20 protein-coding genes, 1 tRNA gene and 1 other RNA gene are annotated in these 20,297 nt (G+C 65.4%); 7 read left to right on the top strand and 15 right to left on the bottom strand.

The genetic code is table 11. The features are described from left to right. Window positions 1-37: 37 nt before the first annotated feature. Window positions 38-1,531 carry a glyceraldehyde-3-phosphate dehydrogenase gene (locus tag ACIP9X_RS11705; RefSeq protein WP_400479917.1) on the bottom strand — a complete coding sequence of 498 codons (1,494 nt, stop codon included), beginning with the start codon at window positions 1,529-1,531 and terminating at the stop codon, window positions 38-40. A 259-nt stretch (window positions 1,532-1,790) separates the two neighbouring features. After that, window positions 1,791-2,182: RNase P RNA component class A (rnpB, locus tag ACIP9X_RS11700), an RNA gene on the bottom strand. A gap of 78 nt (window positions 2,183-2,260) precedes the next feature. Here rnpB and ACIP9X_RS11695 point away from each other — a divergent pair. Continuing rightward, the gene (locus ACIP9X_RS11695; RefSeq protein WP_400479916.1) at window positions 2,261-3,151 is read left to right on the top strand and encodes an alpha/beta hydrolase; all 891 of its coding nucleotides are present in this window, start codon (window positions 2,261-2,263) and stop codon (window positions 3,149-3,151) included. A gap of 45 nt (window positions 3,152-3,196) precedes the next feature. Then, on the top strand, window positions 3,197-3,961 hold the full coding sequence (locus ACIP9X_RS11690; RefSeq protein WP_400479915.1) for a YaaA family protein: 765 nt from the start codon (window positions 3,197-3,199) through the stop codon (window positions 3,959-3,961). A gap of 9 nt (window positions 3,962-3,970) precedes the next feature. On the opposite strand, the gene ACIP9X_RS11685 is transcribed toward ACIP9X_RS11690, so the two are convergent. Both ACIP9X_RS11685 and ACIP9X_RS11680 read right to left on the bottom strand, forming a co-directional pair. Further along, on the bottom strand, window positions 3,971-4,708 hold the full coding sequence (locus ACIP9X_RS11685) for a zinc ribbon domain-containing protein (RefSeq protein WP_400479914.1): 738 nt from the start codon (window positions 4,706-4,708) through the stop codon (window positions 3,971-3,973). A gap of 62 nt (window positions 4,709-4,770) precedes the next feature. Further along, the gene (locus tag ACIP9X_RS11680; RefSeq protein ID WP_400480148.1) at window positions 4,771-5,679 is read right to left on the bottom strand and encodes a Nif3-like dinuclear metal center hexameric protein; all 909 of its coding nucleotides are present in this window, start codon (window positions 5,677-5,679) and stop codon (window positions 4,771-4,773) included. A gap of 99 nt (window positions 5,680-5,778) precedes the next feature. On the opposite strand from ACIP9X_RS11680, the gene msrA reads away from it, so the two are divergent. The 3 genes from msrA (at window position 5,779) to epsC (ending at window position 7,929) form a co-directional block, all read left to right on the top strand. Next, on the top strand, window positions 5,779-6,303 hold the full coding sequence (gene msrA, locus ACIP9X_RS11675) for a peptide-methionine (S)-S-oxide reductase MsrA (protein ID WP_400479913.1): 525 nt from the start codon (window positions 5,779-5,781) through the stop codon (window positions 6,301-6,303). A 64-nt stretch (window positions 6,304-6,367) separates the two neighbouring features. Next, complete coding sequence (gene cysK, locus ACIP9X_RS11670) at window positions 6,368-7,303, top strand: cysteine synthase A (RefSeq protein WP_400479912.1); 936 nt, start codon at window positions 6,368-6,370, stop codon at window positions 7,301-7,303. 41 nt (window positions 7,304-7,344) lie between these two features. Further along, on the top strand, window positions 7,345-7,929 hold the full coding sequence (gene epsC, locus ACIP9X_RS11665) for a serine O-acetyltransferase EpsC (protein WP_400479911.1): 585 nt from the start codon (window positions 7,345-7,347) through the stop codon (window positions 7,927-7,929). 154 nt (window positions 7,930-8,083) lie between these two features. Here the strand turns inward: epsC and gndA are convergent, their stop codons facing one another. After that, window positions 8,084-9,520, bottom strand: a complete 1,437-nt coding sequence (gene gndA / locus ACIP9X_RS11660; RefSeq protein WP_400479910.1) for an NADP-dependent phosphogluconate dehydrogenase — start codon at window positions 9,518-9,520, stop codon at window positions 8,084-8,086. A gap of 269 nt (window positions 9,521-9,789) precedes the next feature. On the opposite strand from gndA, the gene ACIP9X_RS11655 reads away from it, so the two are divergent. Continuing rightward, entirely contained in the window at window positions 9,790-10,530 is a 741-nt protein-coding gene (locus ACIP9X_RS11655; protein ID WP_400479909.1) for a FadR/GntR family transcriptional regulator, read from the top strand. 54 nt (window positions 10,531-10,584) lie between these two features. Here ACIP9X_RS11655 and ACIP9X_RS11650 read toward each other — a convergent pair whose 3' ends face one another. Genes ACIP9X_RS11650 through ACIP9X_RS11640 form a run of 3 tightly spaced genes read right to left on the bottom strand, consistent with a single transcriptional unit; the run spans window position 10,585 to window position 13,350 of the window. Beyond that, window positions 10,585-11,652, bottom strand: a complete 1,068-nt coding sequence (locus ACIP9X_RS11650) for an L-idonate 5-dehydrogenase (protein ID WP_400479908.1) — start codon at window positions 11,650-11,652, stop codon at window positions 10,585-10,587. Next, window positions 11,652-12,422: an SDR family oxidoreductase gene (locus ACIP9X_RS11645; RefSeq protein WP_400479907.1), complete on the bottom strand. Its 771-nt coding sequence runs from the start codon at window positions 12,420-12,422 to the stop codon at window positions 11,652-11,654. Before ACIP9X_RS11645 ends, ACIP9X_RS11650 begins: the two co-directional genes overlap by 1 nt. Further along, a complete protein-coding gene (locus tag ACIP9X_RS11640; protein WP_400479906.1) occupies window positions 12,406-13,350 on the bottom strand; it encodes an NAD(P)-dependent oxidoreductase in 945 nt (314 codons plus the stop codon). Before ACIP9X_RS11640 ends, ACIP9X_RS11645 begins: the two co-directional genes overlap by 17 nt. Window positions 13,351-13,430: 80 nt before the next feature. Here ACIP9X_RS11640 and ACIP9X_RS11635 point away from each other — a divergent pair, with 80 nt between their 5' ends. Continuing rightward, the gene (locus ACIP9X_RS11635) at window positions 13,431-14,495 is read left to right on the top strand and encodes a D-2-hydroxyacid dehydrogenase (RefSeq protein WP_400479905.1); all 1,065 of its coding nucleotides are present in this window, start codon (window positions 13,431-13,433) and stop codon (window positions 14,493-14,495) included. Between the two features lie 163 nt (window positions 14,496-14,658). Here the strand turns inward: ACIP9X_RS11635 and ACIP9X_RS11630 are convergent, their stop codons facing one another. The 7 genes from ACIP9X_RS11630 to ACIP9X_RS11600 all read right to left on the bottom strand — a co-directional run bounded on the left by ACIP9X_RS11630 (window position 14,659) and on the right by ACIP9X_RS11600 (window position 19,839). Next, on the bottom strand, window positions 14,659-16,008 hold the full coding sequence (locus ACIP9X_RS11630; RefSeq protein WP_400479904.1) for an MFS transporter: 1,350 nt from the start codon (window positions 16,006-16,008) through the stop codon (window positions 14,659-14,661). Between the two features lie 164 nt (window positions 16,009-16,172). Further along, on the bottom strand, window positions 16,173-16,970 hold the full coding sequence (locus tag ACIP9X_RS11625) for an IclR family transcriptional regulator (RefSeq protein ID WP_400479903.1): 798 nt from the start codon (window positions 16,968-16,970) through the stop codon (window positions 16,173-16,175). A 351-nt stretch (window positions 16,971-17,321) separates the two neighbouring features. Then, window positions 17,322-17,612, bottom strand: a complete 291-nt coding sequence (locus ACIP9X_RS11620; protein WP_400479902.1) for a hypothetical protein — start codon at window positions 17,610-17,612, stop codon at window positions 17,322-17,324. A 219-nt stretch (window positions 17,613-17,831) separates the two neighbouring features. Next, window positions 17,832-17,904: transfer RNA gene (locus ACIP9X_RS11615), tRNA-Val, on the bottom strand. Between the two features lie 81 nt (window positions 17,905-17,985). Then, window positions 17,986-18,915 carry an NAD-dependent protein deacetylase gene (locus tag ACIP9X_RS11610; protein WP_400480147.1) on the bottom strand — a complete coding sequence of 310 codons (930 nt, stop codon included), beginning with the start codon at window positions 18,913-18,915 and terminating at the stop codon, window positions 17,986-17,988. A gap of 4 nt (window positions 18,916-18,919) precedes the next feature. Next, window positions 18,920-19,423, bottom strand: a complete 504-nt coding sequence (locus ACIP9X_RS11605) for a peroxiredoxin (RefSeq protein ID WP_400479901.1) — start codon at window positions 19,421-19,423, stop codon at window positions 18,920-18,922. Beyond that, the gene (locus ACIP9X_RS11600; protein ID WP_400479900.1) at window positions 19,420-19,839 is read right to left on the bottom strand and encodes a DUF3052 domain-containing protein; all 420 of its coding nucleotides are present in this window, start codon (window positions 19,837-19,839) and stop codon (window positions 19,420-19,422) included. The genes ACIP9X_RS11605 and ACIP9X_RS11600 overlap by 4 nt, the downstream gene beginning before the upstream one ends. Between the last annotated feature and the right edge of the window lie 458 nt (window positions 19,840-20,297).

The raw sequence follows: 20,297 nt of genomic DNA, 5'->3' as shown, positions 1-20,297 counted from the left end.
TCCGCTGGTACGCGGCGGACCAGCGGAAACGCCGCTGTTAGACGGAGGCTGCGGCAGCCAGTACCGGAGCGGCGTCCTTCACGGAGTCCTTGGCCGGGAAGGTCGGCGGGTTGACCCCAGCCATTTCCTCCATGACGCGGACTACCTGGCAGCTGTAGCCGAACTCGTTGTCGTACCAGACGTAAACAACCAGGTTCTTGTCGTTGGCGATGGTGGCCAGGCCGTCAACAATGCCGGCACGGCGCGAGCCCACGAAGTCGGTGGAGACCACTTCAGGGGAATCGATGTAGTCGATCTGCTTGCGCAGGTCCGAGTGCAGCGACATCTCGCGCAGGAAGTCGTTGACCTCGTCCTTGGTGGTGCCGCGTTCCAGGTTCAGGTTCAGGACAGCCAGGGACACGTCCGGGGTGGGCACGCGGATGGAGCTGCCGGTGAGCTTGCCCTGGAGTTCCGGCAGTGCCTTGGCCACGGCCTTGGCGGCGCCGGTTTCGGTGATCACCATGTTCAGGGCGGCGGAACGTCCGCGGCGGTCGCCCTTGTGGAAGTTGTCGATCAGGTTCTGGTCGTTCGTGAACGAGTGGACGGTCTCCACGTGGCCGTGGATCACACCGTACTTGTCGTTGAGGGCCTTCAGCACCGGAGTGATCGCGTTCGTGGTGCAGGAGGCCGCCGTCACGATCTTGTCCGAGTCGGTGATGTCGCGGTGGTTGATGCCGTGGACGATGTTCTTCAGGTCGCCCTTGCCCGGCGCCGTCAGGAGGACCTTGGCCACGCCCTTGCTCAGCAGGTGCTGGCCAAGGCCTTCGGCGTCGCGCCAGCGGCCGGTGTTGTCGACCACGAGGGCATCGTTGATGCCGTAGGCGGTGTAGTCGATGGTGGCGGGGTTGTCCGAGTAGATTACCTGGATCCGGACGCCGTTGGCCGTGATGGTGTTGGCCTCGGTGTCCACCTTGATGGTGCCTTCGAAGGAGCCGTGGACGGAGTCGCGGCGCAGGAGGCTGGCACGCTTGGCCAGGTCGTTGTCAGAGCCGCGGCGCACTACGATGGCGCGCAGGCGCAGGCCGTGCCCGCCGCCGGCCTTTTCGATGAGGAGGCGAGCGAGCAGGCGGCCGATGCGGCCAAAACCGTACAGCACGACGTCGGTGCTGGTGCGGTCGTCTGCCCCGCGCTTGCCGACAATCTCAGCCAGTTCGGCGCGGAGGAATTCCTCGAGAGTGAGGTCGCCGCCGTCGGACTTGTACTTCTGGTTCAGGCGCGCGATGTCGATCGCAGCGGCACCCAGGTCCAGGGTGGCCAGGGTGTTCAGCAGCGGGGCCGTCTCCTCCAGGAGCAGCTCATCCTTGCTCATCCGGCGCGCGAAGCGGTGCGCCTTGAGGATGTTCATGGTGGACTTGTTGATCAGGCTGCGGCCGTGGATCGAGGTAACCACGTTGTTTTCCCGGTACAGCCGGCCGATCACGGGGATCATGGCCTCGGCGAGTGCCTCCCGGCCCATCCACGTATCAAGACAAGAATCTGACGTCTGGCTCACAGAACTACCTTCCTTGGTTCAACCGGCTACGTCCTCGTAACCGGAAGTCGGCCACCCGAAGTTCTCCAGGGGCACTGGCACCGGCAGGGTTTCGGTCCTCCCCGGGTGCCTGATTGACGCGGCAAAGAAAAACCGCCGGCTGCGAACGCAGATCCCGGCGGAAGAACTTCTACGTTCAGGGTCTATTCTAGGGCTCGCAGCGCGTCCGGATGGCCACGGGTGCCGTGAAATCACTCACACCGGTCCGGAGCGGGGTGAGTGGATGGGTTGACCGATACGCCGGGTTCTGTGTTCCCGCACCGTTGCCGGGGCGGGAGTAGCGGCCATCCATCTACGAACGCCGTTGCCGGCGCCCTCCAGCGGCCTACCCGGGCACTCGGGCGAGCAGCCCTCAAACGTGCCCTGTCTGGCCTTGCTCCGGGTGGGGTTTACCTAGCCTTCCCGGTCACCCGGGAAGCTGGTGGTCTCTTACACCACCGTTTCACCCTTACCTGCATCGTGCCGCTTTCAAATCGGCGCGAGGCAGGCGGTCTGTTTTCTGTGGCACTGGCCTGCGGGTTACCCCGAGTGGGCGTTACCCACCACCCTGCTCTGCGGAGCCCGGACGTTCCTCGAGCCACTTGCGTGACGCGCGGCCGCCTGATCAACCCATCCGCTGTCCATTCTACGGGCAGCGCAGAGGCTGGCGGCCCGGGGCCTATCGTCAGGGCACAGGCCTATCATCAGGGGATGGACGAGTCCGCATTGACCCGGCGCCGTCTGCTTCAGCTGGCGGGGGCCGCCGCCGGCATGTCCGCGGCCACGGCCTGCACGCCGTTCCCTCCGTTTCCGGCTCCCGTTCCCCTTCCCGGTTATACGCGTCCGACGGCGGCTCCCGGACCGGGCGGCCCGCCCAGGGTCGTGGTCCGTACCGGACAGTTCGATTCCGCCTACCGGCCCGGCGTCACCACCCACTGGTCCCTGGCAGCCCCCCATCAGCGGGACGGGGCGCAGCTGCCGCTCGTGCCCCTGGCAGTGTTCCTGCACGGCCTTGGCAGCAGCCACGGCTTCCTCCTCGAGGGCCTTGCCGCTCACGAGGTGCTGCAGGGACACATGGACGGAGGCGGAACTCCCTTCGCAATTGCGGCCGTGGACGGGGGCGACACCTGGTGGCACGCGCGCAGGGACGGCAGCGACACGCAGTCGATGCTGGTACGGGAATTCATTCCTTTCCTCGGCGGCGAGGGCTTCGATCTGGGGCGGATCGGGCTCTTCGGTCTGTCCATGGGCGGCTTCGGCGCCCTGCTGCTGGCCTCGCAGGCCCGGCTCCCCGGCATTAGGGCCGTCGCCGCGATGAGCCCGGCCGTCTGGGCCGACTATGACGCACGGATGGAAAGCGCCTTCGACAGCCCCGCGGATTTCGCCGTGAACGACGTTTTCGCACTCCGGCCCCGGCTGGCGGCCATTCCCAAACGCATCGACTGCGGCACGGACGACGAACTTGCGGCAACGGTCCGGGACTACGTCAGCGCACTCCCCGGCCGGGTGGAAGGCGGGTTCCAGCCCGGCGGGCACGACTCCGTCTACTGGCGCTCCGTCCTGCCCGAAGTGCTGTCCTTCCTGGGCCGCAACCTGGGCTGACCCCTGAAACAGGTCCGGCCTGCGGGGCACCGGTAAGATCGTACGGTGCTGATCCTGCTTCCCCCGTCTGAAGGCAAGACTCCTGCGACCCGTGGCAACGCCATGGACTGGACCTCCCTGAGCTTTCCGGACCTGAACCCCTGCCGCGCCAAGGTCCTCGACGCACTCGGATCGGTGAGCGCGCACGAGGACGCCCTCGCACTGCTGGGCGTGGGAGCGTCACTGCAGTCCGACGTCGAACGCAACACCCGGCTGCACGCCGAACCGGCGGCGCCGGCGCATCAGGTGTATTCCGGCGTGCTGTACGACGCCCTCGGCTACAAGTCCATGACGGCGCCGCAGCGGCGCAAGGCGGATGAATCGGTCCTGGTGATATCCGCCCTCTGGGGCGCCATCCGTTTCGGGGACTCCGTGCCCGCATACCGGCTGTCGATGTCCGCGTCTCTGCCCGACGTCGGACGCCTTGCCTCCTTCTGGAAGCCGCAGCTGACGGACGCCCTCGCCGCCGCCACGGCCGGGCAGCTGCTGGTGGACTGCCGCTCCAGCACCTATGCCGCGGCGTGGACTCCCCCGCCGGCGTCGACGGTGGCGGTGAACGTGTTCACCGAGGTGCACGGCGTGCGCAAGGTGGTCAGCCACTTCGCGAAGCACACCCGCGGTGAACTGGCACGGCACCTGCTGACCCGGCGCGGAAAGGCACCGGAAACGCCCGCGCAGCTGCACAAGGCCGCCCGCGAGAAGTGGAACGCCGAACTTGTCCCCGGCACGGCGCGCAAGGCGCACGCCCTGAACGTCATCCTGCCGGGCTAAACCGGCGGGTCAGACCCACTCTGCGGAGCGCACCAGGATGCATCCGGAGTCGGGGCAGAAGACGATGTCGTCTTCGGCGGCGGCCTTGATCTCTGCCAGGTCGCCCGGGCTCAGCTGCATGCCCGAGCCCTCGGAAGTCCCGTGGAAAAGCCTGGCGGCGCCCACTCCGCGGCGGGCGAGAGTCTTTTCGTAGACCGCCACCAAACTGTCATCCAGCCCTGCGGCAAACTCCGCCCTGCGGCCGCGCACAACGGTCTCCTCAGCGGTAATCTCTGCCAGCTGCTCGTCCAGTTCCGCGCGGATCCCGGCGAATGAACCCTGGATGTCATCGACGATTTTCTGCTGTGCCGCCTGGCGCTCGCGCAGGGAGTCCAGCCGCTCCAGCACTTCGAGCTCCACGTCCTCGAGGTCGGACCGCCGCTTATTGAGTGATGCGATGTCTTTCTGCAGCGCCACCAGGTCCTTGGACAGGCCGGTTCCGCTGTTCAGCCTGGCTTCGTCGCGCTCAATGCGCCCCGCCACCTGCTCGACGTCCGCCTCGGCGCGCTTCAGCTCCGCTTCGGCGTCGTGGACGGCGAGCTTGGCGGCCCCCAACTCACCGTTCGCCACGGAGAGGGCGGCCTCCAGATCGGTGATCCGGGGATCTGCTTCCAGGCTGCGGCGGCGGTTGGCGAGGGACCTGAGCTTGGCGTCCAGCCCCTGGAGTTCGAGCAACTTAAACTGTTCCGCCGGTGCTGCCTTGGCCACGATTACCTCCGCTTGATCCCATCCGGCCTGCGCCGGGCACCCCTGCAGGGGCTTTATGAACTCTAGTCCCCGCCGGGAGTGAGAATGAAGTCCCACGGATCGCTGTTGGTGCTGCTGACACGGATCTCGACATCCAGCCCCTGGTCGGTGAGGACATTGCCCAGCGCGTCCGCAGCAGCCGGAAGCCACAGCCATTCACTCGCAAAGTGAGAGACATCGATGAGGTAGGGACGGCCGTTGACGGCGGCCTCGCGTGCCTCGGACGCCGGATGGTGCCTTAGGTCGGCGGTGACATAGAGATCGGCGTTGCTGGCCCGCACTTCATCAAACAGGGAATCACCGGCGCCTCCGCAGACAGCAATCCGGCGGACCAGTCCATCCCTGTCGCCCGAAACCCTCACTCCGCCGGCGACGGAGGGCAGGATCCCGTACACGCGGGCGGCGAAGTCGCCCAGGGTCATTGCCTCGGCGAGGTCACCGACCCGGCCGATGCCCTCCTCCGGAAGCCCGTTGGCGGCAGGAGTCAAAGGAGCGACGTTTTGGAGCCCCAGGGCATCGGCCAGGACGTCGGAAACGCCTCCGACGGCGGAATCACCGTTCGTGTGCACCGTCAGGAGTGCGGTACCGGATTCGATGAGACGGTGGACCGCCTTGCCCTTCGGCGTGTTGGCGGCGACAGAGGTCACGCCTCTGAGCAGCAGCGGGTGGTGTGTGATGAGCAGTCCGGCTCCCCACTCGATCGCCTCGTCGATGACCTCAAGCGTAGGATCAACGGCAAACATGACCCGGCTGACCGGCGCCGACGGGTGGCCGGCAACAAGGCCCACCTCATCCCACTCCTCCGCCAGTGACTCCGGCCAGAGCTCTTCGACGGCGAGCATGAGCTGCCCGAGGGTCGGCGCCTCTCCGGCCTCGGGAAAGTCCGCGGACTCCGCTGGCTCTTCTGCAACGCCGCTGTTCACAGGTTCCATACTCATATTTTTACCCTATAGGCGCCGCTGGCCCCCTTCGGTGTCCGGGACGTAACGTAGCCGGGGAATCATCCGCGGCCCTCAACCATTGAAGAGGACATGAAAACTTTTGTGCTTGGCGGAGGCTGCTTCTGGTGCCTGGACGCCGTCTATCAGAAGACCAGAGGCGTAACCTCTGTGGTTTCGGGTTACACCGGCGGCCACGAACGCCACCCGGACTACTACTCCGTCTGCTCCGGAACCACCGGCCACGCCGAAGTCGTCGCGGTGAGCTTCGACGAAGACGTCATTCCGCCTGACGTCATCCTGGACATGTTCTTCGCCCTGCACGACCCCACCACGCTCAACCGCCAGGGGTACGACGTCGGAACGCAGTACCGTTCGTCCATGTTCTACGAGACCACGGAGGAAAAGATTCTCTTCGAGGAAGCGATTGAACGGAACCAGGCGCTCTGGTCGCATCCGATAGTCACAGAAGTCAGCCGGCTTCCCGTGTTTTATCCCGCCGAACAGATCCACCAGAACTACTACGCAAAGTTCCCTGAGCAGGGCTACTGCCAGGTGATCATCAACCCGAAACTGGCCAAGGCCCGGAAATATTACTCTGCATGGCTTAATGCTTAGCTACGTGCTGACGCCCTCGTTAGGCTGACCAAAGTATTCCCTCCTGAGAGATAGGCGTAAGTACATGGCACGGATCTACGACGATGTAACGCAGCTGGTAGGCGGCACCCCGCTCGTCAGGCTCAACCGCCTGACCGAGGGCCTGGAGGCCCAGGTTGCCGTCAAGCTCGAGTTCTACAACCCGGCCAACAGCGTCAAGGACCGCATCGGCGTCGCCATCATCGACGCAGCGGAAAAGTCCGGCGCCCTCAAGCCCGGCGGAACCATCGTCGAAGGCACCTCCGGCAACACCGGTATCGCTCTGGCCATGGTGGGTGCTGCGCGCGGCTACAAGGTGATCCTGACCATGCCGGAAACCATGTCCACCGAACGCCGCGTCATGCTGCGCGCCTTCGGCGCCGAGATCGTGCTGACCCCGGGCTCCGAGGGCATGCGCGGCGCAGTGGAGAAGGCCAAGGAAATTGTGGCCAGCACCGAGAACTCTATCTGGGCCCAGCAGTTCGCCAACGAGGCCAACCCGGAAATCCACCGCAAGACCACGGCAGAGGAAGTCTGGGAGGACACCGAGGGCAAGGTGGACATTTTCGTCTCCGGCATCGGCACCGGCGGCACCATCACGGGCGTCGGCCAGGTCCTGAAGGAGCGCAAGCCGGACGTGCAGATCGTGGCGGTTGAGCCCAAGGACTCTGCCATCCTCAACGGCGGCGCCCCCGGCCCACACAAGATCCAGGGCCTCGGCGCCAACTTCATTCCGGAGCTGCTGGACACCAACGTCTACGACGAGGTCCTGGACGCCACGCTGGAAGACTCCGTGGCCGTGGCCCGCGAGCTGGGCGTCAAGGAAGGCATCCTCGGCGGCATCTCCTCCGGAGCCATCGTTTGGGGTGCGCTGGAACTGGCAAAGCGCCCGGAGAACGCCGGGAAACTGATCGTGGCAGTCGTTTGTGACTTCGGTGAGCGTTACATCTCCACCGTCCTCTATGACGACATCCGGGGCTAGACCTTAGCCTGCCCGGCCCCGTTTCCTGTAGAAAGAGATTTGTGGCCTTCTTCGCAAGACTTAAGGAAGACCTCGACGCCGCCCGGTCCCATGACCCGGCGGCTCGAGGTTCTTTCGAGAACTTTTTCGCCTATTCCGGGCTTCACGCCATCTGGGCACACCGGCTGACGCACAGGCTCTGGCAAAACCCGTCCCTGCGCTTTCCCGCACGCCTGATTTCACAGCTGGCGCGGTTCCTGACCGGCATCGAGATCCACCCGGGCGCGACCATCGGCCGGCGTTTCTTCATTGACCACGGCATGGGCGTGGTCATCGGAGAGACGGCCGAAATCGGTGAGGACGTGATGATCTACCACGGCGTCACGCTCGGCGGCCGGTCCCTCGCGAAGGTCAAGCGGCACCCCACCATCGGCGACCGCGTCACCATCGGTGCCGGCGCCAAGGTCCTCGGCCCCATCACCATCGGACGGGACAGCGCAGTGGGGGCGAACGCCGTCGTCGTCAAGGACGCCCCGCCGGAATCCATCGTTACCGGGGTCCCGGCAACCTGGCGCCACCGCGACGCCCAGCGGGAAACCACGCCGGCCGTGGATCCCGCCGAGTACTACATCGAATACCGGATCTGAGCATCTGCCGTACGGCGCAGGGAAACCCTGCACCGTACGGCTTTTAACGGCTGAGTACCGGCCTCGCCCGAAACATCTACCCAAACACGAAGCGGCCCGCCTTCCCCGAACTTACGGGAAAGGCGGGCCGTTTCTGCGTCAGACCCGGGTGTGGCTAGTGGGTGTCCACAGCTTCGATTTCGGACTTGTCCTCGCCCCACAGCGTGTGGAAGGTTCCCTCGGCGTCGATCCGGCCGTAGGTGTGCGCCCCGAAGAGGTCCCGCTGGCCCTGGATGAGGGCAGCCGGCAGCCGCTTGCGGCGCAGGCCGTCGTAGTAGGCGAGCGAGGAGGAGAACACCGGCACCGGGATGCCCAGCTGGACAGCGGTGGACACCACGCGGCGCCAAGCCGGCAGGACCTCGGCGATGGCCTTGGTGAAGGCCGGTGCGAACAGCAGGTTGGCCGGCTTTTCCTCGGCAGCGTAGGCCTTGGTGATTTCCTTCAGCAGCTCTGCGCGGATGATGCAGCCGCCGCGCCACAGGGAGGCGATCTCGTCGAGCTTCAGGTCCCAGCCGTATTCCGTGGCTGCCGAGGTCAGCATGTCCAGGCCCTGGGCGTAGGAGACGAGCTTGGACGCGTAGAGCGCCTGGCGGACGTCCTCGACAAACGTCTCGGGGATGTCGGCGTTGGCTTCTTCACCGGCGAGGAGCTCCTGGCCCAGCTTGCGCTGGTCGGCCTGCGAGGACAGGGCGCGGGCGAAGACTGATTCGGCGATGCCCGACGTCGGGGATCCCAGCTCAAGGGCGGAGATGACCGTCCAGCGGCCGGTTCCCTTCTGACCTGCGGCGTCAACGACGACGTCCACGAAGGGCTTGCCCGTGCGGCTGTCCACGTGGCCGAGGACCTCGGCGGAGATTTCGATCAGGAAGGAGGCAAGCTCGCCCTTGTTCCACTCCGCAAAGATCTTGGACTGCTCGGCCGGTTCGATACCTGCACCGGAGCGCAGCAGGTCGAAGGCTTCGCCGATAACCTGCATGTCGGCGTATTCGATGCCGTTGTGGACCATCTTGACGAAGTGGCCGGCGCCGTCGGTGCCGATCCAGGCGCAGCAGGGCTGGCCGTCGACGTTCGCGGCGATCTTTTCCAGCAGCGGGCCGAGGGCGTCGTAGGACTCCTTGGAACCGCCGGGCATGATGGAGGGCCCGTTCAGGGCGCCTTCTTCACCGCCGGAAACACCGATGCCCACGAAGTGCAGGTCCTTCTTGGCCAGGGCGGCTTCGCGGCGGCGGGTGTCCTCGTAGTGGGAGTTGCCGGCGTCGATAATGATGTCCCCTGCCTCCAGCAGGGGTTCAAGCTGCTCGATCACGGAGTCAACCGGTTTGCCGGCCTTGACCATGATGAGGACGCGGCGCGGCTTCTCGAGGGAGTTCACCAGTTCCTCAAGGGATTCGGTGCGGACGAAATCGCCCTCGGAACCGTACTTCTCCAGCAGCGTGTCGGTCTTTTCGACCGAGCGGTTATGCAGTGCAACGGTGAAGCCGTTACGGGCCAGGTTGCGTGCAAGGTTGGCACCCATGACCGCAAGGCCGGTGACACCGATGTGAGCAGACATCAATACTCCAATTCATTGTTGTGCAACAAGTGCAGTGGGAGTCCCGCACGCCCGGCGGAACACGCGTTGGGGAGGTGACTCTGAATAAAGCATATATATTCGCGGCCACCGGGAAAAGCGGGGGTCCACTTCGTGGAAGGCAATGCCGTCACAAAGAGTCTAAGACGAGGGCGCCCACCCGTGGGGGCCTGCCAGCCACGATTGCCGGTCACGCTTGCCGGACAGGCTTGCTGACGGGAGAGCCGCCGTGCCCCACTATGCTTACCCATATGTCGACCAGCCTCCATCACCGCGCCGTCGAGAACCTGGGCACCAGGATCGTCAGCGGCAACCTGCCTGCGGGCCACATCATGCTCGCCGAGCAGCTGGAGGATGAGCTTCAGGTCTCCCGGTCGGTGGTCCGGGAAGCGGTACGGGTGCTGCAGTCGCTGGGACTCGTGGAGACCACTAAGCGCGTGGGGATCAGGGTCCTCCCGCCGCACCGCTGGAATCCGTTCGATCCGCTGGTGATCCGCTGGCGGCTTGCCGGTGACGGCCGGGGCGCCCAGCTGCGTTCACTCGCCGAGCTGCGGGCCGCCGTCGAACCCGTGGCCGCCGAGCTGGCGGCGGTCAATGCCCCCGCCGAGCTCCGGCAGGAGCTGCTCGACGTGGCCCTTGCAATGCGCGACGCCGGCAAGGCCGGTGACGTGCCACGCTTCCTGGAGCTGGACATCCACTTCCACTCCCTCCTGCTGAGCGGGTCCGGCAACGAGATGTTCGCCAACCTGGTGGGGCAGGTGGCTGAGACGCTGACCGGCCGGACCGTGCACGGCCTGATGCCCGACCGGCCCCGGGACCTCACACTGCAGTGGCATCTGGACGTGGCCGAAGCCATCTTTGACGGCAATGCCGCGGAGGCCCGCGAGGCGTCGAACAGGATCATGCGCCGGACCATCTCCGAAATGGAGCCGGTCTGGGTGGAACAGCCGCGGGTTTTCGTGCCGGTGCAGCGGCGCCAGCACTCGGCCTAGAAAGTCCTTCCCACAATGCTTCCGGCGACGCCGCGCCGGAAGCCCAGGGGAAACTTAGCCCGCCCGGAAGTCGAGCAGCACCTTCCCGGATTCTGCGGCATTCCGCGCCACACCGAAGGCGTCGAGTGCACGTTGCACAGGGAACTCGTGGGTGATCACCGGCGCGATCTGCAGGGAACCGTCGGCCAGGGCCTCGATCACTTCGTCGATCTCGTTGTTGAACCGGAAGGAGCCCCGGAGCTCGAGTTCGCGGGTGATGGCCAGCGAAATCAGCACCGGTTGGGGCCCGGCGGGCAGCAGTCCCACCATGACGACCGTGCCGCCGCGCACCGCTCCCTGGATCGCTGAGGCCAGGCCATGGTGGTTGCCGGAGGACTCAATGACAACATCCGCTTCGACGGCGGCGATCGCCTCGGCGTCAGCGCCGGTGAGGACTTCATCCGCCCCCAAGGCCGCCGCTATTTCCAGCGGTTTGGCATGCATGTCGACGGCGACGATCCGCTCGGCGCCTGCCCGTTTCAGGACCGCAACCGCGAGGGCTCCGATGGGGCCGCAGCCGATCACCAGCGCAGTTTTGCCCCTGACGTCTCCAGCGCGGGACACAGCGTGCCAGGCGACGCTGGCCGGTTCGATCAGCGCCCCGGTCCGGAGGTCGAGGTTCACCGGGAGAGACCGCAGCATGCGCGCGGGAAGGTGCACATAGCGGCTGAAGGCGCCGTCGATGTGCGGGAACCGGGCCGCGCTGCCGAGGTAGGTGCAGCCAGGCGACAGGTTTGGCCTGGCTTCCGGGTACCGTGCGGCGCCGGCCGCCGGGCTGGCCGGGTGCACCGCCACCGGAGTCCCGGGAGGAGGTCCGCTGCCGTCCGCCGCAGCGTGAACCACGGAGCCCACGATCTCGTGGCCCAGCACCAGCGGCGCTTTGAGGACCGACTCCCCTGCGGCGCCGTGCAGCCAGTAGTGCAGGTCCGAACCGCAGATGCCGCCATAGGCCACTTCAACCACCGCTTCGTCGGGGGCCGGCGACCCGAGCGGCACGTCCTCCAGCCGCAGGTCGCCTTTGGCGTGGGCGACCACGGCCAACGTGGCAGTCGGGAGTTCTGTCTGGACTGTTACGGGCACCATCAGACCACCACCGTCATTCCGCCGTCGATGAAGATCGTCTGGCCGTTCACGAAGTCCGAGCCGCTGGATGCCAGCCAGACTGCAGGGCCGGCCAGGTCCTGGACAGTGCCCCACCGGTGAGCCGGCGTCCGGCCCAGGATCCAGGAGTTGAACTGCTCGTCATCCACGAGGTTCTGCGTCATCTCGGTATGGATGTAACCCGGCGCGATGCCGTTGATCTGCAGGCCCGAACCGGCCCACTCCGCCGTCATGGCCCGGGTCAGGTTCCGCAGGCCGCCCTTGGCGGCGATGTACGGGGCGATGGTGGGCCGGGCGAGATCCGTCTGCACCGAGCAGATGTTGATGATCTTGCCCCTGCCCCGGGGAATCATGTACCGGGCCGCCTCCCGGCCCACGAGGAACGCGCTGGTCAGATCGGTCGAGAGCACGCGCTCCCAGTCCTTCACGTCCAGCTCCAGCATCGGCACGCGGTGCTGGATACCTGCGTTGTTCACCAGGATCTCCAGCGGACCGACGTTCTCCTCGACCCATGCAATGCCCCGCGCGGCCTCGGCATCGCTGGTGACATCGAACGCGCAGCTGTGCACGCGCCCCGGGGCATAGTCCGGGGCCATCGCCGCCTCGGCATCCTTGAGCCGTTCGGCATTGAGGCCGTTGAGCACCACGGTGGCATCGGCGTCCGCCAGAGCCCGGGCCAGGGCGTTGCCGATTCCCCTGCTGGAGCCGGTGACGAGGGCGGTCCGCCCGGTCAGGTCAAAGAGTGATGTCATGCTGTGTTGTCCCTCCGGCCGCATCAGCTGCGGCCCTGCTGCTGAGATTGGAAATTGTTTGGCGCACAACGGCGAGGTCCCGATCGCCGAGCCCCTGCCGCTTCAGTTCGGCGTAAAGCTCGACGCCGGCCGTCGCCATGGGGACGGCCGCACCGGCCGCCTCGGCTGCTTCGAGGACGAAGCACAGGTCCTTGTGCATGAACTTGGCGGGCCCGGTGGGAGCATAGTCCTTCTGCAGGAGCCGCGGACCGACGATGTCCAGCACCCGGCTGCCGGCCAGTCCCCCGGCCAGGACCTCATAAAGCGCCGCCGCATCCATCCCCGAGCGTTCGGCGAGTTCGGCCGCCTCGGCGAGCGCCGCCGTCGTGGTTCCCACAATGAGCTGGTTGCAGGCCTTTGCCAGCGATCCAGCGCCCAGCGGGCCAAGCAACCGGACCGTGGTGCCCATCGCCTCCAGCAGCGGGCGCACACGGATGAAGTCTGCTGCATCCTCTGCCCCGGCCATGATGGCGAGCGTCCCTTCGACGGCGCCCTTGGTGCCGCCGCTTACCGGAGCATCCACCACGGCAGCGTTCCCGCCACTGGCTTCCCGGACCCGGGCCCCGAACGCCCGGACGCGGGCGGGTGAAACGCTGCTCATGACGGCCAGCACGGTGCCGGGAACGGGAGGAGCAGCGGCCCAGCTGGCCAGGAGCCCGGCCGCCGCTTCTTCGATCGCGTCGAGGTCGGGCAGCATGAACACAATGACGGGTTGCCCGCGGAGGGCTGCAACATCATTCGCCCGTGCTCCGCCGAGCTGCTCAAAGCGGTCCAGCGCGGGGGCCGAGCGGTTCCAGGCGGTGACGGCCCAGCCCTTCCTGACGAGGTTGGCCGCCATGGGCTCACCCATCAGGCCCAGGCCCACAAAGCCTGCGTTCTGTATATTCATCTGCAGCGCTGCCTCACTTCACTGTGGTCGAACAGTTCTCTATTTCGGCGATCTGTTCAGTATTCTAGCCATCATTCAGTATGATGAACAACATGACGACTCCTACTACCGTCGCAATCGCCGTCCCGCTCGAAGCAGAGCTGGTGGAGCGCATCCGCGCCGTTGACCCATCCATAACCGTCCTCTACGACCCGCAGCTGTTGCCGCCGGAGCGCTTCCCGGCCGACCATGCGGGCGACCCCGACTTCAAGCGCACGCCCGAACAGGAAGAGCGCTACTGGGACATGTTGGCCAGGGCCGAGGTCCTGTACGGCTTTCCCAATGAAAGCCCGGCGGGCCTGGCCCGCATCGCCCGTGACAATCCCCGCCTCCAGTGGATTCATGCCATGGCCGCGGGCGCAGGCGGAGCGGTCAAGGCCTCCGGTCTGGATGCCGAAACCTTGGGCAAGTTCAAGGTGACCACCTCCGCAGGCGTGCACGCCCTGCCGCTGGCGGAGTTCGCGGCCCTGGGAATCCTCAATGGCTTCAAGCGCACCGCGGAGCTCGCCCAGGACCAGGCCGCCAAGGTGTGGCCGGAGCTCCGCACCCCTACGCGGCTGGTCAACGGCTCAACCCTTGTGGTGACCGGGCTCGGCGAGATCGGCCTGGAAACGGCCCGCATCGCACGGGCGCTGGGCATGAAGGTCAGCGGCACCAAACGGAATGTGGAACCCATCGAAGGCATCGAGCAGGTGGCCGGCAACGACGGCCTCGCCGGGCTGCTGGCTTCCGCTGACGCCGTGGTGAACACGCTGCCCGGCACGCCGTACACAGAAAAGCTCTTCAACCGGGAGACCTTTTCGGCCATGAAGCCCGGGACCGTCTTCGTCAACGTGGGCCGCGGCACCGTGGTGGACGAAGACGCGCTGCTGGAGGCCCTCGGGAACGGGCAGGTGTCCTACGCCTGCCTGGACGTGTTCGCTGTTGAGCCGCTCCCCCGGGACAGCCCGCTCTGGAACCATCCGCGCGTGATGGTTTCGCCCCACACCTCCGCCCTCAGCGCTGCCGAGAACCGCCTCATCGCCGAACGCTTCTGCAGCAACCTGCGCACGTTCCTCGACGGCGGCGAACTCCCCCACCTCGTGGACACCGTGCACTTCTACTAAACCGCCTGCCGCAGGACACCCTGCAGCGGAACACCGGAGAGCCGGGCAGCCCCAGGGTTGCCCGGCTCTTTCCTTTTGCGCCCCACCCCTGGCGCGAACGTACACTTCTGGCCCCAACCGCCGGGGCGGTTAGGGCCACAAGTGTACGTTCGCGCTTTGTGGGTTAGGCGGCGTCCTCGATCAGGAGGAGGTCGCGGCCTCTGGTTTCAGGGGTGAAGAAGGTGGCGGCGAAGGATATCAGCGCCAGCACCAGGGAGTACACCGCCAGTACGATCCAGGAGTACCCGGTCGCCGCCAGCAGCGCAGCACCGACCAGCGGCACCAGACCGCCGGCAAGCACCGCCGAAAGCTCGCGGCTCAGGGCGACGCCCGTGAAGCGGTACTGGGAACCGAACAGTTCAGGCAGCAGGGGGCACTGCGGGCCCAGCATGGACTGCACGCCAAGGGCGATGCCCACCACCATGACCGCCCACACCAGGGTCACATTGCCCAGGGTGACGAGGTAGAACGCCGGGAAGGCAATGACAGCCTGGAACAGCGCCCCGTACCGGTAAACGGGAACGCGCCCGAAGCGGTCGGAGAGCACGCCGAAGGTGACAACCATGACGGCGGCGAAGCCTGCGGCGATGAGGAGACCCACCGGACCGATGAACTTGTCCCCCGGGAACACCCCGGCCGGCGCTGCCAGGAAGGCAACCAGCAGGGCGGAGTAGATGGAGGAGTTGCCGTTTTCACCCATGCGCAGGCCGATGCCCACGAGGACGTTCTTCTTGGAGTGCTTCCAGAGCTGGCCCACCGGGTTCTTCACCACGTTCTTGTGCTTCTCGAGCTCCTGGAACACCGGAGTTTCCTTGAGCTTGAGGCGGATGAAGACCGCCACGGCAATCAGGACGACGCTCGCGAGGAACGGTACCCGCCACAGCCAACCCTCCAGGACGGCCTTGTCGGCCATGGCAATCAGTGCGAAGGTGCCCGCCCCGAGGAGGGTGCCAAGTTGAATCCCCACGAAGGGAAGGGAAGCAAAGAAACCACGACGGCGGCGCGGAGCGACTTCGGAGATCAGCGTCGTTGCGCCGGCCTGCTCAGCTCCCGCACCCAGGCCCTGGACGATGCGCAGCACCACCAAAAGGACAGCTCCGAGCATTCCCGCCTGTTCGAATGTGGGCAGCAGGCCGATGGCGAAGCTGGCAGTGCCCATCAGGCCGATAGTCAGGATCAGGACCATCTTCCGGCCGAAACGGTCCCCAATATAGCCAAAGACGATCCCGCCGAAGGGCCGGGCGGCGAAGCCGACGCCGTAGGTGGCGAACGAGGCGATGAGCGCCCCCTCTTCGCCCAGCGGCTTGAAGAACAATGGTCCAAAGATCAGCGCCGAAGCAAGACCGTAGATGTAAAAGTCGTAGTACTCCAGAGCGGAGCCTACGGAGCTGGCAAGAGTTGCCCTTCGCAGCTGTTCCGGTTCGACGACGGCGCCGTCCGCATCAGCCAGCGGTGTATCAGTACGAGTTGTCACAAGCACTCCCTCAAAAACACTCAGGCCCCCGTTGGCCTTGGTGGGATAGCAGCAACGCCTATGGCGTCGATCACTATGCTGAACAGCGTACAGTAAGTTGAACGGCTCGCCAACGGGTTCCGAGTGTTACGTGCAGGGAGCTCGGTAATTGAGGGCTCTCCGGCCTAGCCCATGGGATTGCCGAGGGACCTCGCCAGCTCCTTCAGTTCCTTCACCATCTGAGCGCCCTGCTCCTCGGAGTAGGTAGCCTTCAGGGCTGTGACAGACAGTCCGAGGCTGGGACCATGGGCACCGTGGGTGGGAACCGAAACGGCCAGGCAGACTACTCCGGTAGTGGACTCCTCGTCCTCAAAGGCATAGCCCTGTTGGCGGATGTCCTTCAGCTCGGCCTTGAGTTCAGCGCCGGTGCGCAGCGACTTCGGCGTGAGCACGGGGAGTTCGGCGTCGTCCGGGAACATGGCGTCGATGTCATGGTCGTGCAGCCGGGCGATCAGGACCTTGCCGACAGCACAGAGAGAAACCGGCATCTTGTCACCGATGTTCGAGGTGAGCCTGACGGCCGGGTGCCCCTCATAGCGGGCAAGGTAGATGACGTTCGTGCCATCGAGCATGGCGATCCGGACCGTCTCACCCGAAAGCGTTGGAGCCTGTTCGCAGAAGCGGTAGAACTCCTGCACCTCATCCAGCCTGCTCAGGTAGGCAGCACCAAGTTCAACGAGCTTTCGGCCCAGCGTGTATTCCGCCCCCTGCCTGCTGATGAGCCGGGCCTCCTCCAGGGCGAGCAGCAGGTTGGATGTCGAGGACTTGGGGATGCCCAGCTCCCGGGCGAGGTCACTGAGGGTAAGCCGTCCTGTAGCCGAGGAAGCCAGGGCCTCCATCACGGCGGCAGCCCTGGTGACGGCGGGGGCCGGCGACGTGCTGCCCAGTCCTTCGTTAGCGCGGGAGGCGCGGGAATCGGCCATGATTCTCCTTTGATTGGGGCGCAGACGTCGCGGCTGGATTGAATGGGCAACCAGAATGCTCACCCTTCATCCAATGGGTGGCGTTCATTTGGCTGAACCCTTCCCATCATAATGGCTGAAGCCGCTGGCGTCGGGGTACGCACAGCCGTACCGGAGGGGCAACGGAAAGCGCATCAGGCCAGGGCGCGGAAATGTGCTTCACTCCACAGCCTCTTTGTTTCATGTTTGCCAAGCGTTCACGGTATATTCGAACGCGAGCCTTCCACCGCGGCATCCCCCAATAGTCGCGGTGGAGGGCTTTTCCAATCTTCGGACTTTTCAGGCGGCTGCTCCGCTCCCGGGGCTCTACACCTACGCGGCATCCGGGACAGCATCCCGCAGCCTCCAGCCGCCACCCAGCCCGTCCCGCAAAACTTCCATCGTGGTCAGCGCCGAGTCGGCGTTCCTGCCCAGCCTCGCCTGAAGGCGCCAGACCTCCACATCCACCCGGCTGCGGCCCAGAGGCATCCGCCGCCCGGCTTCCCACCAGTTGACGCGTTCGAACCACCTGACCGGCTCTGCGCTGACCATCCATTCGCGTCCGCCGCGGATGACAGCGGCAGGCTGCCCGTCTGCTGCAGTCTTCACCAGTACATGTTCCATGCGGGAAGACTACGAACGGGCACTGACACTTTTGCCGTCGGCGCGGTTGCTCCCCTGCCGCCGGCCTCGTTAATGCACTTGAGGCCCACCTATGCGCGGAGTCAAGCCGGCTTCAGCGGCGCTCAGGGCCAAACAAGCAACGGCGCCAAACAGTCAGCAGCGCCAAACAAAAACCCCGCCGCCCTGGCATGTTGCCTGGACGACGGGGTTCATTCTCTGTGGGTCCTACCGGGATCGAACCGATGACATCCACGGTGTAAACGTGGCGCTCTACCAGCTGAGCTAAAGACCCAATCGCTCGTTCCCGCTGTGAAGCACGCGAACCAACGAACATAGACTCTACCGGAACAGCGCAGGTAATTGCCAATCCTGGTCAGGGCGGGGACACGGACGGCAGTTCAGCGGCGAGCCATGCCAGCGCTTCACTTACGCCGGCCGCCAGTTTGATGGTGGCTAGATCGTCACCGCGGGTTTTGCCCCGGTTTATGATCACCACCGGCTTGCCCTGTTTGGCGGCGTGCCGGACAAAACGGAGACCGCTCATGACACTGAGCGAGGAGCCTGCGACGAGCAGAGCGCCCGCCTCGTCCACCATGGAGTAGGCGCGTTCCACCCTCTCCTTGGGGACGTTCTCACCGAAGTAGACAAAGTCCGGTTTCAGCACACCACCGCAGGCCGGGCACTGGGCGACCACAAAGCTCCCGATGAGCTCGGAATCATCCACGGTGGCATCGGCATCAGGCGCGATCTCCACCATCCCGGATTCCATTGCGCGAGCAAGGAACGCTGGGTTGAGCTCTTCGAGCAACCCTGCGAGCAACTGCCGCGAGTAGGTGCGGCGACAGCCGAGGCAAATTACCTGATCAAAGCGCCCATGCAGGTCCACCACGTTGACGCTTCCGGCATCCTCGTGCAGCCGGTCCACGTTCTGGGTGATGAGTCCGGTGAGCAGCCCGCGCCGCTCCAGCACCACGACGGCGGCGTGCCCGGCATTCGGGTCGGCCCGCCGCAGGTGTGACCAGCCGATATGGTTCCGCGCCCAATACCGCTGCCGGTTCCGTGCGTCCCCCACGAATTCCTGATAGGTCATGGGCGAGCGGGGCGGGGAATCAGGCCCGCGATAATCGGGTATTCCGGAGTCCGTGCTGAGTCCGGCTCCGGTCAGGAGCGCCAGTCGCAGCCCGGACAGTACGTCCCGGATGTCCGCCAGGACACTGAGCTCCGCCTCGGAGGGCGCCGTGCCCGGCACGGGCGGCAGGCTGGCAAAGCCTGTCAGGCCGGTGCCGGCACGCCGCTGGTCCACGGGTTCAGCCTTGTGCCAGTCCTGCCAGCACGCGGCGGTACTCGGCAAGGTCTCGCGCCTGGCCGCGGGGATTAACCACCACGTACCGTATTGTGCCTTCGCCGTCGATGATGAAGGTCCCACGGCCGGCCATGCCGCTATTTCTGTCAAAAACCCCGTACTGCCGGGCCACTGCACCGTGGGGCCAGAAGTCCGCCAGGAGGCTGAAGCTGTAGCCTTCCTGCTCGGCATAGGCGCGCAGGGCGTACTTGCTGTCGACCGAGATGGCCAGGACCTCGGCGTCTGAGTGTTCGAAGACTGAAAGGTTGTCCCGGATTTCGCACAGCTCGCCGGTGCAGATCCCCGAGAAGGCGAAGGGATAAAACACAACGACGACGTTGCGTCCCCGGAAGTCAGACAGCCGGACCGGTTCGCCGTACTGGTTTGCCAAGGTGAAGTCCGGGGCGTGCTGCCCTACGCGGGGCACCGCGGAGACAGCCGTGGAGTCCACGGTGTCCGTTGCCGTCACTTGTTCTTCCTGGTGACCAGGCGCGTGGCGCTCCAGTCCTTGGAGACTCCCGCGGAGGTGGTGCAGTGCAGCCCTGCTGTGGGTGCGGCGTCCTGGATGTCGGAGGGGGAAACGTAGCCGGGGCGTCCGGATTTGGGAGTCAGAACCCACACAACGCCTCCCTCGGTGAGCGTCGTCAGGGAGTCGACAAGGGTGTCAACGAGGTCACCGTCGCCTTCCCGCCACCAGAAGATGACAGCGTCCACGACGTCATGGTCTTCCTCTTCCAGCAGTTCTGAACCGGTCAGATCCTCAATGTCATCACGCAAGTCGAAGTCGACGTCGTCGTCGTAACCGAACTCCTGAATCAGATCCCCGCTCTTGAAACCCAATTTTTCCGCCACATTTACCGAAGTGGCGGCGTCGGCCTCACTCACGCGTTCCTCCTATGAATAGTGATATCGATTACTCCAAGCCAACACCCTTTGGGCGCGGGCTTCAAGCTGCGACCGCCGCAGCACGGCATATTGTGCGTCACACAACCAGTATGACGGGCAAAAACGTCCGGGACGTTAGGCGCGGCTACGCATCGGCTGGCCGTCACAGTTAGAGTGGCTGGTGACAGCTATGCCTGCAGGGCGACCCTTGGACGCATAGTTCAGTCACAGACGAGATAGAACCCTGCCCGGCGCACATGACCGGGCTGTTGTAACCGATATGTCGCACACGTCGTGTTCATGCCAGGCAGCTACCCTGCCGGACCTGAGGGCGCCGATGAATGCGCGCAAAGAGAGGTTGGACGTGGCTGCAGGAGAAGATACCTCCCATATCCTTAGCGGGTTGACTAACCAGCTGCCTGATCGTGATCCGGAAGAGACTGCCGAGTGGGTTGAGT

Origin of the sequence: Arthrobacter sp. NPDC093125, from assembly GCF_044754225.1 — a bacterium.
In the GTDB taxonomy this organism is placed as follows: domain Bacteria; phylum Actinomycetota; class Actinomycetes; order Actinomycetales; family Micrococcaceae; genus Arthrobacter.
The sequence above is the reverse complement of the archived record's forward strand: the minus strand, read 5'-3'. Positions and strand labels throughout refer to the sequence as shown.

Coding starts and splice junctions, on each gene's coding strand:
- cysK (WP_400479912.1), top strand. CDS start 6,368: ATGGCACGGATCTACGACGATGTAACGCAGCTGGTAGGCGGCACCCCG.
- ACIP9X_RS11620 (WP_400479902.1), bottom strand. CDS start 17,612: ATGGAACATGTACTGGTGAAGACTGCAGCAGACGGGCAGCCTGCCGCT.
- ACIP9X_RS11655 (WP_400479909.1), top strand. CDS start 9,790: ATGTCGACCAGCCTCCATCACCGCGCCGTCGAGAACCTGGGCACCAGG.
- ACIP9X_RS11640 (WP_400479906.1), bottom strand. CDS start 13,350: ATGAATATACAGAACGCAGGCTTTGTGGGCCTGGGCCTGATGGGTGAG.
- ACIP9X_RS11635 (WP_400479905.1), top strand. CDS start 13,431: ATGATGAACAACATGACGACTCCTACTACCGTCGCAATCGCCGTCCCG.
- ACIP9X_RS11650 (WP_400479908.1), bottom strand. CDS start 11,652: ATGGTGCCCGTAACAGTCCAGACAGAACTCCCGACTGCCACGTTGGCC.
- ACIP9X_RS11645 (WP_400479907.1), bottom strand. CDS start 12,422: ATGACATCACTCTTTGACCTGACCGGGCGGACCGCCCTCGTCACCGGC.
- ACIP9X_RS11625 (WP_400479903.1), bottom strand. CDS start 16,970: ATGGCCGATTCCCGCGCCTCCCGCGCTAACGAAGGACTGGGCAGCACG.
- msrA (WP_400479913.1), top strand. CDS start 5,779: ATGAAAACTTTTGTGCTTGGCGGAGGCTGCTTCTGGTGCCTGGACGCC.
- ACIP9X_RS11680 (WP_400480148.1), bottom strand. CDS start 5,679: ATGGAACCTGTGAACAGCGGCGTTGCAGAAGAGCCAGCGGAGTCCGCG.
- ACIP9X_RS11695 (WP_400479916.1), top strand. CDS start 2,261: ATGGACGAGTCCGCATTGACCCGGCGCCGTCTGCTTCAGCTGGCGGGG.
- gndA (WP_400479910.1), bottom strand. CDS start 9,520: ATGTCTGCTCACATCGGTGTCACCGGCCTTGCGGTCATGGGTGCCAAC.